Source organism: Pannus brasiliensis CCIBt3594 (genome assembly GCF_036688125.1).
Taxonomy (GTDB): domain Bacteria; phylum Cyanobacteriota; class Cyanobacteriia; order Cyanobacteriales; family Microcystaceae; genus Pannus; species Pannus brasiliensis.
The window spans coordinates 23,765-39,381 of sequence record NZ_JBAFSM010000027.1 but is presented as its reverse complement, the minus strand read 5'-3'; the positions used below and the strand labels follow the sequence as shown (position 1 = coordinate 39,381).

Here is a 15,617-nt window from a genome sequence, read left to right as displayed (position 1 = left end):
ATCGGGATGGTCGATCGCCTCGGCCATCCCGCGATTATTGATAGAACGAAATTAATTTTCCTTGAATTCACCCGAGACAAGAATCGATCGACGGTAATCCCCGATCGGGATGTCATGACCGATACCTTAAAACTTTGAGTCCCGACGTGACCGGAAATCAACGGGTTACAAGCCTCTCTATTTAAGGGAAACCGTTTTCGCCGGGAGTTCGCGCTTCCCTTGAAAAACCTGTCTTCTACCCCCTCCAAGCGGGCATCTCGATCCCCCCGCGCCGGCGGCCGTGAAAATCGATCTTCCCCTAGAAATTCACGCTAGAAAACTTTGAATTTTAGACATAGTTATACATAGTTATAAATAGTTATATATAGCTATACATAATTAGCTTTTTCATCAATCTCACCAAACATTATTACCTATCTCGGCTCGTGAAAAATAATTGTTTGACACCTTCCTAAAAATAGGTTATTCTTATAGCCAAAGAAATATATTTCTTTTCTCGAAAACAAAAGGTTTTGAAAATCTTTTGTGCGGTCTTTCTATTTATCCATGATCTCCGAAAATCGATTTCGCTTCATCGAGTAACCTTTGACAAGAAGTTTATCGATCGAGGCGTACTGTATTCGATTATCGAGAAATTTGGATTTTTCAATAGAGAGAAATTTGTTAATTATCGCTACTTTAGTTTTTTTTACTGACATTATGAAAATAGCTATTGTGGTTCCCTATTTCGGTATCTGGCCCGTATGGTTCCCGGCGTTCCTTCATTCCTGCCGCTATAATTCAGATATTGATTGGATTTTTTTTACGGATTGTGAAAAAGTTCCCTATAGGGGTAATAATGTCAAATTTATTTCTTTTACCCTAAAAGATTTTTGCGACCTGGCTTCTCGCGAGCTAGAATTTCCCGTTCATTTCTCTAAAGCGTATAAAATCTGTGAATTCAAACCCGCTTTAGGTTTAATTTTTCAAGAATATTTGACAGACTATGATTTTTGGGGTCACGGTGATATAGACATTGTTTTTGGAAATATACGAAAATTTATTACCAATGATATTTTAGATGAACATGATATGATTACTTCCCTAAGTGCGAATAAACCTCGTCTATCTGGTCATTTTACACTATACAAAAATACCTCAAAAATCAACAAGCTTTTTCAAAAACATCCCATGTATCAAGTACAGTTTCAAGAAGAGAAATATACAGGATTCGATGAAGGAAAAATGGGTCATTTAACGAACAAGTTAATGAAAGAGGGAGAAATAAAAATTTATCGGCCCCGGCAAAGTCTTGTCAACTTTGCCAGCCCTAAAACCGAGAGAGAAATTTACCACGAATCGCATTTACCGATGTACGTGAACCGATGGTGTTGGCGGAAAGGCAAGCTGTACGATGGTCAAGAGGAAATTATGTACTTACACTTTCTGAATTGGAAAAAAACTTTAAGAAAGTGTTATTTCAATTATAGTGATGAACCTGAATTATTTTATATCTCTTACTCTCACATCGGTAATAAATATTCTTGGCCACCGATTCAATCCGTGATAGATAAGCTGAAAGCTCCCCTGATCTATAGCGACTCCTATCGACAAGTAAAGAGATTATTTTCGAGCCAGTCGAGTGGTTAGCTTGTGGAGGATAATCTTTTGGGGTATTGGTGATTCTCGCGTGAACCGAAAAAATCTTTTCAAGGATTGGGAATAGAGCGAATGAGTAAAGTCAGGATACTGGTTAAAACCGCCACAACTACGGGAATAATTAGCGATTTCGCACCCTTGAGATCGGAGACATCTTTAATCAAAGCGTCTTGAGTGCCTTCTACCTTCTCCAATCGCTTATCAATATTTTTGATTTCGGTTTTAACTTCCGCCATATCTATCTTGAGATCGGTGAGATCTTTTTGTAGCGTGTCTAATGTTTCCCCGATCTTTGTCAGGATAACTTCTAGGGAATCGTTGACGGGGGATTGACTCATCGGTGTTCGGGAGAGAGTTCGATCGAATCAATAATATTGTACACAAACGATCGAACCCGTCCCATCACCCTACCCCTCCGCGATTAGTTGTAATAACTCTTCGGTGGAGAGTTTGCCGCTCGCGTCGGTTCCCTCTAATAAACTATCGGCTAGATCGCGTTTGTGGTGGTGGAGATCGACGATTTTTTCCTCGATCGAATCCTTGGCAACTAATCGATAGATCGTTACCGGACGCTTCTGGCCGATGCGGTGCGCGCGATCGGAAGCCTGATCCTCTACCGCGGGATTCCACCAGGGATCGAGATGGATCACGTAATCGGCCGCGGTGAGATTTAATCCCGTTCCCCCGGCTTTTAAACTAATCAGAAATACGTCTCCCTCTCCGGCTTGAAACGCTTTTACCCGTTTCTGTCGATCGCTCGCCGGGGTACTACCATCGAGGTATTGATATTTTATCTCCCGTTTATCCAGATAATCGCGAACGATCGAGAGATGATCCACGAATTGACTGAACACCAACGCCTTATGATGGTTCTCCAATAATTCATCGAGAACTTCCCCGAATCGGGTCAATTTAGACCCCGGTAAATCCATATCCGGCATTACCAGCTTCGGGTGACAGCAGGCCCGGCGTAATTTCATGATCTCCGCGAGTACCTGTAGATGTTTCGCGCCGGCGGTACTGTCGCTCTCGCTTAATCTCTCCACGGCCTGACGACGTAACGCCTCGTAAAACGCCTTCTCCTCGACGCTTAATTCGATCGGCACCAGAATCTCGGTACGCGGCGGTAATTCGGCGAGAACTTGGTTTTTCGTGCGTCGGAGGAGGAACGGCCGCACCAGTTTTCTCAAGCTTTCGCGGGCGGTTCTATCATTGTATTTCTCGATCGGCGTGGCGAAACGTCGATCGAAACTCTCCTGCGAACCGAGTAAACCCGGATTAATAAAACGGAAAAGATTCCATAATTCCCCTAAATGGTTCTCGATCGGCGTTCCCGTGGCGATCATTTTAAAATCCCCTTGCAGGCTCATCGCCGCTTTCGATCGCTTGGTCGAGAAATTCTTGATCGCCTGCGCCTCGTCGAGAACGATCGTCCGCCATTCTACCCCGGCCAGCATGGTCGCGACCTCTTCCTGCTGTAACAGACCGTAACTACAGACCAATAGATCGAATGGTTGCAATCGATCGATCACCCCCTGGCGATCGCCCGTTCCCAATTGCACGATATTTAAGGTAGGCGCGAATCGTTCCGCCTCCGCGATCCAGTTCAAACATACCGAGGTCGGGGCGATCGCGAGAGTCGGCCCCTCCGGCGCGCGCGCGAGGATTACCGCTAGAGCTTGTAAAGTTTTTCCCAATCCCATGTCATCGGCCAGACACGCGCCGGCCCCCCACCGCGCCAACCGCGCCAACCAGCGGAACCCGTCTAATTGATAGTCGCGCAATTCCGCCTGTAGGGTCGAGGGAAGTTCCGGCGTAAAATCCTGACTTTCCCGGAATTTCTGCAAATTCTCCCGCCAACGCTTATCGGTCTTCAATTCCCCGACTTCCTCGGTGAGATCCGCGAAAACGGGAGAGACGAGGGGATGGAACCGGAAACCGTCGCCGGACTTCTCCGAGAACGATCGCAATTCTGCCAGCCGTTCCCGAAAAGCCTCCGTTAGGGCGAGAAATTGCCCGTCCCCGAGCGCGATAAAACGCCCCGGCGATCCCTCTAACAATTTCATCAACTCCTGCATACTCAGCACCGATTTCTCGTCTAAACGCAGTTCACCACTGACCGCGAACCAATCGCGCTGACTTTGAATTTTCAGGTGTAAATCCTTCAAACCGGCCTGTCGCGTCACCCGCCATTTTTCCCCTTCCGGCCATTCCAAGACGACGTTATCGCTTAATTCCCGCAGTTCTAGCAGTAATTCCAGACAATCCTCGGGATTTTCGATCAACCATTCCCCGTGTTCTTCCTCGAAACTGATTAAAGTCGGACAGGCATCGATCGCCGTTCGCGCTAGACTTTTCTCTAAAGCCAGATCCCGCTTCGTCTGTACCCTTTCCCCGTCGATCTCGGCGATTACCGTTTCTCCCCCTTTCCCCGGCCGGAAATAGGGGCCGCCACCCGCGAAAGGACGGGTTAAAACCGACACTTTCAAGCCTTCCCCGGCCGGTAAGAGGTGAACCCGCGGCTTACTATCGGCCTCGACTTCCCGCGCGGCCACCCCTCCCCCGATATCCGAATGTACCGTCACCAGACCGGAAACGGCGTTAATCGCGGTCAGGACTTTCTCCCGCGCGCTTTCCGGGACTTCTAATCGGTTGGTTTTGCCGATAATGTCGGCGATGCGTCGGTGTTCCGGTTTAACCTCGATAACTTTCAGCCGCGTGGGGGTTTCTTTGATCAGGAGAAATTCTTCTCGATCGCTCAGATCTGGCGAGAGAGATAGGATTAACTTACCGGATTTCTGTTTCGCGATCCGCAGTTCCGGTTCGCCGCCGACGATTTCCAGGCGGGTTCCGGCGGAATCTTCCCAAAATACGAGGGGATGACCGACGAGATCGACGATCGCCCGCCGATCGAAGCGATACTCGGTCTGTCCGTAATACCCGGATTCCACTTCGATGTGGCCGCAAACTTTGAGATCCTGCGGGGTTAAATAATCGAGTTCGCCGGCTTTTCGCAGACGTTTGAGGGCTACGGGACGGCCGCGACTCCAGCTTCCCCGCGCGTCGAGTTTCTGTTCCTTCGGTTGCAGGAGGTAATCGCCGGAATAGAGGGTGATAAACCAGGCTAGGCGTAAAGTCGCGCTTGATTTACCGGCGGACGGTGTTTCCGCGCGGAGATTGGCCAGCGCGCTCAGGCTCAGTTCCCAGGGTTCTCGCGGTTGAATGGTGTCTACTAGGGGCGAGGGGAGATCGCGATCTTCAACGACTTCTACCGCTAGGGTTTTATCGAGTCGGAACAGTAACGCGCCGGTTTCCCGCGCTAACCAATGGTAGCCCGATCGCTTGGCATCTTCGTAGAGGGGGAGCAGTAAACGGGGTAAATGTTTTTTGGCGATGTGGGCATCCATCCAATAGAGACACATACTACAGAGTAAGGTCTCTAGACAGTGGCTGACCTCGTGGGGGGCGATCGCCCCGTCGATTACCGCGTCTTTCGCCCGCGTATCCCCCTGTAGGGCCGCGATTAGCTTTTGCAGACGGGAATAGATCTCGCCGAAGGGATGTTCGGTATTCCGGATGGCCCAACTCGTGTATTCTGCGGCCTCGGCGATACGTTCCGGGGTTCCCTCTTTCAGTAGGGCGAAAATAAAGAAGAGTCCACTGAGGGAGGGGAAGTAAATTTTCTGTTTTCCCGTGGTTTTTTTGAGCGTTTTCAGGGCGACGCTGTATTCCTCGATCGCTCTCGCGTTCTCGCCTTTGATAAAGGCCAGCCAACCCCGTAACGAACCGATCTCCGCCTGTAGGGGGTCGGAAAAGGATCGATCGAGATACCGTCCCGCCTTCTCGAACTGTCCCCGCTCGATCGCCTGTTCCGTCCACAAACAGATCTCGTAAGTCGTCGGATCTTCCTGACAGATTTCCTCTAACCGCGAGAAAGCGGCTTCGGCGTTAGCGAGTTCCCCGAAGGACTTGACAAGAATGCCAGTTAATGCTAAGGCTTGTAACTCTTTCGGTTGTGTCCGAAACCAATCCAGATCGAAGGGATTCTCGCACACGAGAACGATAATATCTAATAAATAGAGATGGTCGTCGGAATAACTGGTTTTTCGGTAATCTTCGATCAGTTTTTCGAGGGATTCGAGATCGCGACGGTAAATACTCAAACGGGCTTCTCGAATCAATTGTCCCGGACTGTCAAAGCTCAAGGCTTTATCCCAGCGGGCGCGGGGTTGCGGGAGTTTGCGTTTGATAATCGCGGCGAATGACTCGAATTCCCCCTCGGCAATACTATCGCGGGTGGCGATCTCGACGAGGAGGGGGTGACAGCGCGGCCCGTATCCTTTTTCCTGTAGGAGGATTCCGGCTTCCACGAGGCGATCGATATGGGGTTTCAGACTGCTGACGTTAAAGAGTCGGTTTCTCTCGTCGCGGTAAGCGGTTTGATTGAAACATTCGAGAAAGCTGGTACGGGCAACCGATTCGTAGATAACGGAGAAAAGACGGACGATCGCGCGTTCGATCGCGGGTAATTCGCGGTAACGTCCGATGAGTTGGTCGCGGAGTCGATCGAGATCGTTCATGGGTCTTTCGGGGAGCGATCGAGATGGCTAGATATTTAATTTTAGGACGGATATCGATCGATTCCACGGTTCGGAGGTTCGATCGAATGGACTGAATCGTATCTAGATCCGGAAATCCGCGGGATTCCGGCGGTAACTCCAGTCCTCCCGCGTCGAATTTTAACTCTAGTCCCGGTTCGATACTGTTGAAGATTTCTCGCCGCATTTCTCAATCCGTTCCTTCCACTCGGATCTCGTTAATACCACGGCGATTCTAGTAATACGGCCATATCCCACCTCACGATCAATAGATATCGCGGATTTGTTCGATCGAATTCGCCGTTTTCAGTGCCGAGAGAATCGCTTCTAGAGTTTCCACGCTCTCGATCCCCTCGATTTCGGGCAATAACTCCAATCCCTCCGCCCCGAATTTAATCTCTAAAACTGTCGCGATGCCCGATAATAATCCTTCCTGGCGACCTTCTTGAAGACCTTCCTGACGACCTTCTTGAAGACCTTCCTGACGACCTTCTTGAAGACCTTCCTGGCGACCTCTTTTCTCGCCTTCTTTCAAGATCTCGTTATACCACGGCGATTCTAGTAATACGGCCATATCCCACCTCATGATCTGCTGTACTATCCGGCTTTCTAATACAAACGTAGCAAAAAACGCTAGTAACGGCTCTAATTCATCGAGTCGTTCATCCTGTCTCAACCGTCGTAACGCTTCCCGAACTCTCGTTTCCTCGCCCCCTCCCTGTAAAATCGGTACGAAGGGCAGTAAGGACGGGAGCGGTCGATCGAATACTTCCATCGCGTCCACCTCCCAGAGATTGATCACCCGATAATCCTGCCGCGCGATTAACCCCTCACAGGAGGATTCGTATCGATCGACTATTACCGTATCGCCACTCGGTGGCAGAATATTCACTAGAACGGGATAGGTGGGAAGTTCGTACTTTTCCTCGGCGAGCGCGGCGTAAGCTCGTATCCGTCGCGGCATTCGATCGTTGTAACGCAATTGTAATTCGTTGAGAACGAGAAATTCGCGCTCCGTGGCGGGAGAATACACCCGCACGAGAACATCACTTTCCCGACTCAACCACTGAAAATCGGAGTCGATAATCTCCGTCGCGGTGATTCCCGCGATTCCCGTCACCCATCGTACCCAGCTATCGGGGTCGAGTCCGATGAGACGTTTACTACCGATATCGGCTTTTTTCGTCATGATGGTCGAGAGGATCGCGGGGCGAACTAAAATCCCATCACCCCGGCTACCGTCTGTAAATCGGGCACGATACCGGCTTTCAGTTGATTATTGCTATGTTTCACCGCGGAATCGGGATCTTTCAAGCCGTTACCGGTGAGGACGCATACCACCGTCGCGCCGTCGGGAACCTGTTCGCGTACTTTTAATAACCCCGCGACGGATGCGGCGCTGGCGGGTTCGCAGAATACCCCCTCTTGACTGCCTAAAATTCGATAGGCCTCCAGAATTTCCTCGTCGGTGACGGCGTTAAACTGTCCCTGACTGGCGTGGCTGGCGGCCCAGGCTTTTTCCCAGTTGGCGGGGTTGCCGATGCGGATGGCGGTAGCGATCGTTTCCGGGTGTCCCACCGGTTGCCCGGAGATAAAGGGCGCGGCGCCGGCGGCCTGGAAACCCATCATTTTCGGCAGTCGATCGCATTTGCCGATCTGGTGATACTGACAGAATCCCATCCAATACGCGCTAATATTGCCCGCGTTGCCCACCGGAATACACAACCAGTCGGGAGCGTTGCCCAACACGTCCACGATCTCGAACGCGGCGGTTTTCTGTCCCTCTAAACGGTAGGGATTGACCGAATTCACCAGCGTGACGGGGTAATTTTCCGATAACCGTCGGACGATGGTTAACGCGTCGTCGAAATTGCCGTTAATGGCGATCACTTCCGCGCCGTAAAGTAAAGCCTGCGCGAGTTTCCCTAATGCGACGTAACCATCGGGAATAATCACGAAAGCGCGCATTCCGGCCCGTCTAGCGTAGGCCGCCGCCGCCGCCGAGGTATTGCCGGTACTCGCGCAGATTACCGCCTTCGCGCCCTCTTCCTTGGCTTTGGAAATCGCCATCGTCATCCCGCGATCTTTAAAACTTCCCGTCGGGTTCAATCCGTCGTATTTCACGAAAACCTTGACATCACGCCCGATTTGTGCTGAGAGATAGGGCGCGGGGATGAGGGGAGTATTGCCCTCTAACAGCGTGATTACCGGCGTTTTCTCGCTCACCGGTAGGAAGGAACGGTATTGCTCGATCAGTCCGCGCCATCCGCCGGTATTCGTGGGGGTGGAGACGGGGGAGGGGGCGGTCGATCGAGGGAAGAGGTTCATAAAAGTAATTGACAGGGGGACGGTCTTGCGGGTGGGTTTGTAGATAAAAGCCCGAATTTCTATTTTATCGGAGGGGGGGATCGATCGATCCCCCGAAACGGCATTAAATATCGAGATCGGCGAGATTCAATCGGGTTCCGTAGGTTTCGATGAACTCGCGACGGGGCGCGACCCGATCGCCCATTAGAATGGTAAACAGTTCCTCGGCCTTGGCCGCGTCCTCGATTTCCACTTGTTTTAAGGTGCGGGTTTCCGGGTTCATGGTGGTATCCCAGAGTTGCGCGGGCATCATTTCCCCTAACCCTTTAAAACGCTGGATCGTGTAGTTCGCGTTGGCGGGAAACTCGGCGATTCTCTGCTGGAGTTCTCGATCGCTATAACAGTAGGAATGGTTTTTCCCGCGTTCCAATTTATAGAGGGGAGGACAGGCGATGTACACGTATCCCTGCTCGATTAAACTCTTTTGATAGCGATAGAAAAAGGTTAACAAAAGAGTCCGGATGTGCGCGCCATCTACGTCAGCGTCAGTCATCAAAACGATGCGATGATAGCGCAATTGCGAGGCATCGAAATCTTCGCCTTTAATGCCTAATCCGAGGGCGGTAATTAACGATTGAATCTCGTTATTTTTATAGATCTTCGCGTCGTCGGTTTTCTCGATGTTGAGGATTTTTCCCCGTAGGGGTAGAATCGCTTGAAAACGACGATCTCGCCCCTGTTTCGCGCTATTGTGGACGAAAACACCGGAAGATAGGGCGAAGTTATGGGTATGGGGAACCTCGATATCGTAGACATCGAATTTTTCTTCGATTCGCTCGATCGAAACGACTCGATGGTTATAGTTCGCCACGGCTTCGAGCGCTTGAATTTCATTCCCATCGAAGTACCGACTACAGAAAGAATCGAATCGTAGAACCGATTTGTCTTTCGTTTGCAGTCGATAATTTTGATAGGCTTCTAAATCCACGAAACCCCGATCGATCTCGATCTGTTTCAAGGTCGCCAGCGTTTTTTGATAGTAGGTTTTCTCTAACGCCGCGCGTCGTTTCGATCGAAATTCCTCCGTCCATTGTTCCTTGGTTTTTTCCCGCCGCCATTCTAACAATTCCCGATCCTGCCATTGCTGTTTCGAGGCGAGTGAATATTCCTCGCGTCGTTCGGGATGTTCGATAAAATGTTGACGGACGCGTTCGGCTTGTACCTGACGATTTTCCCCGTCACGCCAGTATCGCTGTTGCGCTCGATAGAGTTGTTCGGTGTTTTGTTGGCGATAGTCTTCATTGCTTTCGTAGAAGGCGCGCCATTTCTCGGTCATGTAGGCTTTATATTCCTCTACCTCCCATTGCGCTTTCGCTTGTTCCGAGAGAATCTGTCGGGTTTCGGGGTCTAGCATTCGCTGACTCATCATCGATCGAAATTCCTCGGTCTGACGGAGTTGGCGACATTTCTCGATCACGTCGGGACGATGTAACGTTTTCTCGATGTGATGGCGATGCAAGGCGAGATAATCGGCAGAGGATAGCCGTTGAAGATTGGTGGGATTGTTATTGAGCTTGTTGAAATCGATATGATGACAGTGTTCCCCTTCTTCTACGCTATAGACTCCCCGCCAACGGTTATACCAATCCGCGACGAGATGGGTGAATAGCCAAGAATCCGACGCGGGATTCCAAACCATCTCGTAACCCTCGATCGTGCTCCCCGGTTCTCCCGTGTCCGATAATTTTCGATACAGGGGCATCAGAGAATCATCGGGGGTTAACGACGTTGCGGGTTTATAACTCCCGTCCCGTAACATGAACCGATGATCGGGGGTACAGATAATCGTCTCGCCGTTATCGAGGGTGACTTTAATGACTTCGGCGTTCTTTTTGGTGATTCGGGCATTAATCACCCGTTCTACGCCGATCGTACCGTCGTGACGGATGGTATAGCAGAAATGCTCTTTCCCTTCCGCTTGTTCGGCGACTAGCTGTTTAAAGCTGATCGATCGACCGTCGGCGAGGGCGATTTCGGTATCTCCCTGAAAACACCCGCCCGCGCTATCGCCTTCCACGATGTAAATTTCCGATCTTTCCGGGTCTCTCTCGCTACAATCGGCTAATTTCCCCGGTAAGGGCGAGGATTCTAACACCGATTTGCGTCGCACGAGATCCCGCGCCCGGCGCGCCGCCTCGGCCGCCTTGAAAGCCTGTACCGCTTTCTCGATAATCGAGTCGGCCACCTGCGGATTCTGTTCGAGGTAGTCGCTGAGGGTTTCGCCGACGAGGGAATCGACAATCCCCCGGACTTCGGTGTTACCGAGTTTCGTTTTCGTCTGTCCCTCGAATTCGGGTTCGGGAACTTTGACGGAAATGACGGCGGTTAAACCTTCCCGGACGTTTTCCCCGGCGAGATTCGGTTCGTTTTCTTTAATTTTGTTGCGTTTGCGGGCGATATTATTCAGCGTCCGTGTGAGAACGGCTTTCAAGCCCTCTAGGTGCGTTCCGCCGTCGATCGTGCGAATATTGTTGGCGAAACCGAGGATATTATCGCTATAGGCATCGATACTCCACTGAAAGGCTACCTCGATCGTGATGCCGTTTTTCTCGCCCTGTACATAGATAATGTCTTTGTGTAGGGTTTCCTTTTCCCGACACATATAGGCCACGTATTCCTTGATCCCCCCCTCGTAACAGTAGGTTTCGACGTGGGGTTCCTCGGGACGGTTATCGCTGAAGGTGATTTTCACGCCCGCGTTCAGGTACGCGAGTTCCCGCAAGCGTCCGGAGAGGGTACTGTAATCGAACTCGATTCCCTGGGTGAAGATTTCCGTGTCGGGGAGGAAGGAAACGCGGGTTCCGGTTTTCGTTTCCGAACTCGGGTTAGTTTCTAGGGTGGTGACGGGGATACCTCGTTCGTAGCGTTGGGTATGGATTTTTTGATTCCGCCACACCGTTACCTGTACCCATTCCGAGAGGGCGTTAACGACGGAGATACCGACCCCGTGGAGACCGCCGGATACTTTATAACCGCCACTGCCGAATTTACCGCCCGCGTGGAGGATGGTGAGAACCGTTTCTAGGGCGGATTTTCCGGTGGTCGGGTGGACATCGGTGGGAATGCCGCGCCCGTCGTCCGTGACCGTTACCGAACCGTCGGCGTTGATATCGACCTCGATATGGGTGCAATAGCCCGCTAACGCTTCGTCGATCGAGTTGTCCACGACCTCGTATACTAAGTGATGCAATCCCCGCGGCCCGGTCGTCCCGATATACATCCCCGGCCGTTTCCGCACCGGTTCCAGACCTTCCAGAACTTGTATCTGCTCCGCGCCGTAGTTAGTTGTCATAAATTTCCTCGAAAAAGGCTTTCTATCCTATCCGACCCAGCGAATAGCAAAATCCTTAAAAATTCTAACACACGAGGGTTAGAGACGACAGAAATGCCCTTGGAGAAGAAGATTTTTTAGGGATACGAGGAAGGGCGAGAGTCGGAGAGACCGTAAACGATTCGGTACTTTTGTTCTCATAGAGGGAATTCTGGAGAGATTCGCGCTCTTCAAGGAGATCGAGGGGTATCTCGCCCGATATTGAAGTATATTTCTTTCCGTTTTCCCGTTTTTACTCTTTTTTCGCGGGGATTATCCCGTTCGTGTTTTTCGCATCACTCGTGACGGGGGAAGAATCCGTCGATCCGGTTGACCTCGATGCTGGCTTTCTCTCGGTCGTTTCGATCGATATCGTAAACCTTTATAACTAGAGAAGAGATCTCTAGAATCGATCGATACCCTTGACGCGTTTTATTTACGACCAATTCAGTAAGGATCACCTCGATCGGTTTCTCGGACCGCGGGGACTGGTAGAAACCTCTAAAACCATCTCCTCAGAAATTCGGGAGATCGATGTTTGGTTTGTTCCGAATTCCCCGGAATCGCCGGAAGAACTCGGATTACTCGGCCGATTCGCCCGTACTCCCTCGATCTTTGAACCTTACCGCGATCCGGTGACCCGATCGGAAATTTTGGACTGTCTCGCCAAACTCTCGGTAATGCGGGAAAACTTGCAGAGAGAAGCGAACCGCCAAAAACAACGACTCGCGGAGAGCGATCGACCGAGACTGTGGATTTTAACGCCCACGGCGAGTATAGCGACGATCGAGGGGTTCGGCGGCCACGATAACGCGGAATGGGGACCCGGAGTGTATTTTTTACCTCGATTCTTCCGGACGGCGATCGTGGTCATCCATCATTTGCCCGCGACTCCCGATACCTTATGGTTACGATTACTAGGACGGGGAAAAGTCCAAAGAAAGGCGATCGATGAAGTGGAAAATCTATCGCCGACCCACCCCTTCCGATCGGCTACCCTAGAATTGTTATACAACCTGCGGAAAAATTTAGAAGTCGCGACGGAACCGGTCGCGGAGGATCGGGAATTAATTATGAGACTGGCCCCACTCTATCAAGAGGATCGACAACGAGCCATTCAAGAAGGTATCGAACGGGGTATCGAACAGGGTATCGAACGGGGTATCCGACAGGGAGAGTTAAATCTTGTCCTACGGCTTCTCGATCGCCGGTTCGGGACGATCTCCGAAAGTTCGAGTCGGAAAATCCGTCAATTACCCGTGGAGCGTTTAGAAGCGCTCGGATTAGCCCTTTTGGATTTCCAGAGTGAAGCGGATTTAGTCCGTTGGCTCGATCGCTAATTTCCGAAGCGAACTAAAAATCGAGAATTATCCCCGAGAACGCTTTGATGAGTCCCGAAGTGAACCTCGGGTTTTTAGCTCCCGTATTCGAGAGGCGGTTCGATCGAACGACATCCAGTATTTTTGTCCTACAGTCGGGGATTTTCGCTATATTTTCGCTCTTCCATTACAATGATCGTGTTTTCGCGCTCCGGGTGGGGGAGATGATGCCACGATTGAACGTTTTTTTCTCTTTTTTCTCGGTCTTGTGTCTCGCCCAAGTCTCGATCGCTTCCGAGAATCGTCCGATGTCACAAATTCCCTCGGTGAGTCAACTGCGGGACGTATCACCGACGGATTGGGCTTACGAGGCGTTAAGCGGCCTGGTCGAAAGGTACGGTTGCGTGGTGGGGTATCCCGATCGTACCTTCCGAGGCGATCGAGCGTTAACCCGTTGGGAATTCGCGGCCGGGGTGAACGCGTGTTTGAATTCGATCGAACGATTACTACAAGAGGGAATCGCGGTCACTCGCGCGGATCTCGATAAATTAAAGCGTCTCGCCACGGAATTTCAAACAGAATTAACCGCTTTAGGCGCGAGAGTCGAGAATTTAGAAACCCGAACCGCGTTTCTGGAAGATCGTCAATTCTCCACGACGACGAAACTACAGGGAGAGGTGATTTTCGCCCTTAGTAACGCGTGGACGGACAGGCAGGCCGTCGATTCTAATTTTCCCAACCTTTCCCCCGCGGAACAAGAGGCACTACTCGATCGACCCGTGGGAAATCAGACCACTTTTAGCGATCGGGTTCGTTTGAGCCTTAATACCAGTTTTACGGGAACGGATCGGCTCAGAATCCGTTTACAGGCTAGTACCGTCCCTAATCTCGCCAGGGCGACCGGTAGCGACATGGCGCGCCTGTCTTTCGATGCCGGTTCTCTCTACGACAACAATAATATCGCTCTCGATGACTTATATTATGTCACCCGTTTCGACAAGGCTCAGATCTGGATCGGGACGCTAGGACTCGATCTCGACGATGTTTTCTCTGTCGTCAATCCTCTGCTGGAAAGTAGCGCGACGGGGGCGTTATCCCGGTTCAACCGTCGGAATCCCCTCGTTTATCGCGGCCCGGAAGGCGCGGGAGTGGGGGTGAAATACAGTTTCCTGCCCTCTCTGGATGTGACCGCTCTTTATCTCGCCGATGCCGATCGCGCGGGCAATCCCACCCCTAGCAACGGGCTATTTAACGGAAACTACAGTGCGGGCGTACAATTCAACCTTAAACCCACGAAATCCCTAGAATTCGCGGTTACTTACCTACACGCGTACTTCGGCCGGGGTTCGGTGAATATCTCCGGGAATACCGGCAGTCCCATCACCCGCGATCCGTTTCAAGGGACGGCCGCGGCGACTCGGGACTCGATCGGCGTACAGGCATACTGGCGAATGAGCGATCGCTTTAATCTCGGCGGTTGGGTTGGCTACGGGACGGCGGACGCGAAAGGGATCGATTCGTCCGCGGAACTCTGGACGTGGCAGGCGAATTTATCCGTTGTCGATATCGGGAAAGAGGGGGCGATTTTTACCCTCGCCGGGGGACAACTGCCGCGCGCCGGAAATGTGGAGGGTTTCACGAGCGATTTGAACACTTCCTATCTCGTCGAGGCGCAATATTCCTATCCCATTACTAACAATATTCTCTTAACTCCTGGCGTTTACACGATTTTCAACCCGAATCACTATAGCCCGAATCCCGCTATCTGGGTAGGCGTTTTGCGAACTACTTTCCGTTTTTAACTTCATTTTCGAGCCTCGAAAATATTTTAAAAATTGGAGTTTTACAAGAGAAACGTTTCGGGATTAATAAGCTTAAGAAGCTTACGATTTTCGGGCGGAAATCCGAGTCTTTTTCGGGGGGACTAGCCTCCCGCCCCCCCGTGTAAGGGCGTGAAAGGGAGGTTACTAGAAACTCTGTAAAGTTTTGCGGGGGTAAGTGGATTGTGGTCTGATACCTCGCGAGTTTTGGATGGAAGAGTGCCTCTCACCTACGGAATTCCAAGGATTTCAGTATTTTGGTAAACGGGGAAATGTCACTATCCGAATTGTGTCGAGCGTTTGACATCGATCTCCCACACTTTCATCCCTTACCTTCTAGAGAGCTTTTTCTCTCGCGAGATTAACAAAATTAAACTATTTCGGGAATTCGGTTAAGGGGCGGTTCTACCGGTCTTCGATTAGCCGTTGATCGGGATACTTTATTGATTTTTTATCTATTTATTGGTTTTTGTATTATTTTAAAAATAAACCAGCTTTCTTAGAAGTTTCTTACATTCTTCCGTTTTTTCGCTTTCGTTTTATTTTCAAAATAAACCATTTTTCT

Annotated in this window: 9 protein-coding genes; 4 read left to right on the top strand and 5 right to left on the bottom strand. The window is 50.8% G+C overall.

Annotated elements, in window-relative coordinates; all coding sequences use genetic code 11:
- Positions 1-6 precede the first annotated feature (6 nt).
- Complete coding sequence (locus tag V0288_RS14545) at positions 7-138, top strand: hypothetical protein (protein ID WP_332865842.1); 132 nt, start codon at positions 7-9, stop codon at positions 136-138.
- A gap of 522 nt (positions 139-660) precedes the next feature.
- Positions 661-1,629, top strand: coding sequence for a DUF6625 family protein (locus V0288_RS14540; protein ID WP_332865841.1), 969 nt, complete (start codon positions 661-663; stop codon positions 1,627-1,629).
- Between the two features lie 59 nt (positions 1,630-1,688).
- Here V0288_RS14540 and V0288_RS14535 read toward each other — a convergent pair whose 3' ends face one another.
- The 5 genes from V0288_RS14535 to gyrB form a co-directional block, all read right to left on the bottom strand.
- Positions 1,689-1,976 carry a hypothetical protein gene (locus tag V0288_RS14535; RefSeq protein WP_332865840.1) on the bottom strand — a complete coding sequence of 96 codons (288 nt, stop codon included), beginning with the start codon at positions 1,974-1,976 and terminating at the stop codon, positions 1,689-1,691.
- Positions 1,977-2,045: 69 nt separating this feature from the next.
- Entirely contained in the window at positions 2,046-6,218 is a 4,173-nt protein-coding gene (locus V0288_RS14530; protein ID WP_332865839.1) for a DEAD/DEAH box helicase, read from the bottom strand.
- 283 nt (positions 6,219-6,501) lie between these two features.
- Positions 6,502-7,425: an Rpn family recombination-promoting nuclease/putative transposase gene (locus tag V0288_RS14525; RefSeq protein WP_332865838.1), complete on the bottom strand. Its 924-nt coding sequence runs from the start codon at positions 7,423-7,425 to the stop codon at positions 6,502-6,504.
- Between the two features lie 26 nt (positions 7,426-7,451).
- Positions 7,452-8,564, bottom strand: a complete 1,113-nt coding sequence (gene thrC, locus V0288_RS14520; RefSeq protein ID WP_422661984.1) for a threonine synthase — start codon at positions 8,562-8,564, stop codon at positions 7,452-7,454.
- 103 nt (positions 8,565-8,667) lie between these two features.
- A complete protein-coding gene (gene gyrB / locus V0288_RS14515; protein ID WP_332865837.1) occupies positions 8,668-11,895 on the bottom strand; it encodes a DNA topoisomerase (ATP-hydrolyzing) subunit B in 3,228 nt (1,075 codons plus the stop codon).
- Between the two features lie 440 nt (positions 11,896-12,335).
- Here gyrB and V0288_RS14510 point away from each other — a divergent pair, with 440 nt between their 5' ends.
- Both V0288_RS14510 and V0288_RS14505 read left to right on the top strand, forming a co-directional pair.
- Entirely contained in the window at positions 12,336-13,253 is a 918-nt protein-coding gene (locus V0288_RS14510; RefSeq protein WP_332865836.1) for a DUF4351 domain-containing protein, read from the top strand.
- A gap of 287 nt (positions 13,254-13,540) precedes the next feature.
- The gene (locus tag V0288_RS14505) at positions 13,541-15,034 is read left to right on the top strand and encodes an iron uptake porin (protein ID WP_332865835.1); all 1,494 of its coding nucleotides are present in this window, start codon (positions 13,541-13,543) and stop codon (positions 15,032-15,034) included.
- Positions 15,035-15,617 lie beyond the last annotated feature (583 nt).

Coding starts and splice junctions, on each gene's coding strand:
- V0288_RS14505 (WP_332865835.1), top strand. CDS start 13,541: ATGTCACAAATTCCCTCGGTGAGTCAACTGCGGGACGTATCACCGACG.
- gyrB (WP_332865837.1), bottom strand. CDS start 11,895: ATGACAACTAACTACGGCGCGGAGCAGATACAAGTTCTGGAAGGTCTG.
- V0288_RS14530 (WP_332865839.1), bottom strand. CDS start 6,218: ATGAACGATCTCGATCGACTCCGCGACCAACTCATCGGACGTTACCGC.
- thrC (WP_422661984.1), bottom strand. CDS start 8,564: ATGAACCTCTTCCCTCGATCGACCGCCCCCTCCCCCGTCTCCACCCCC.
- V0288_RS14525 (WP_332865838.1), bottom strand. CDS start 7,425: ATGACGAAAAAAGCCGATATCGGTAGTAAACGTCTCATCGGACTCGAC.
- V0288_RS14545 (WP_332865842.1), top strand. CDS start 7: ATGGTCGATCGCCTCGGCCATCCCGCGATTATTGATAGAACGAAATTA.
- V0288_RS14535 (WP_332865840.1), bottom strand. CDS start 1,976: ATGAGTCAATCCCCCGTCAACGATTCCCTAGAAGTTATCCTGACAAAG.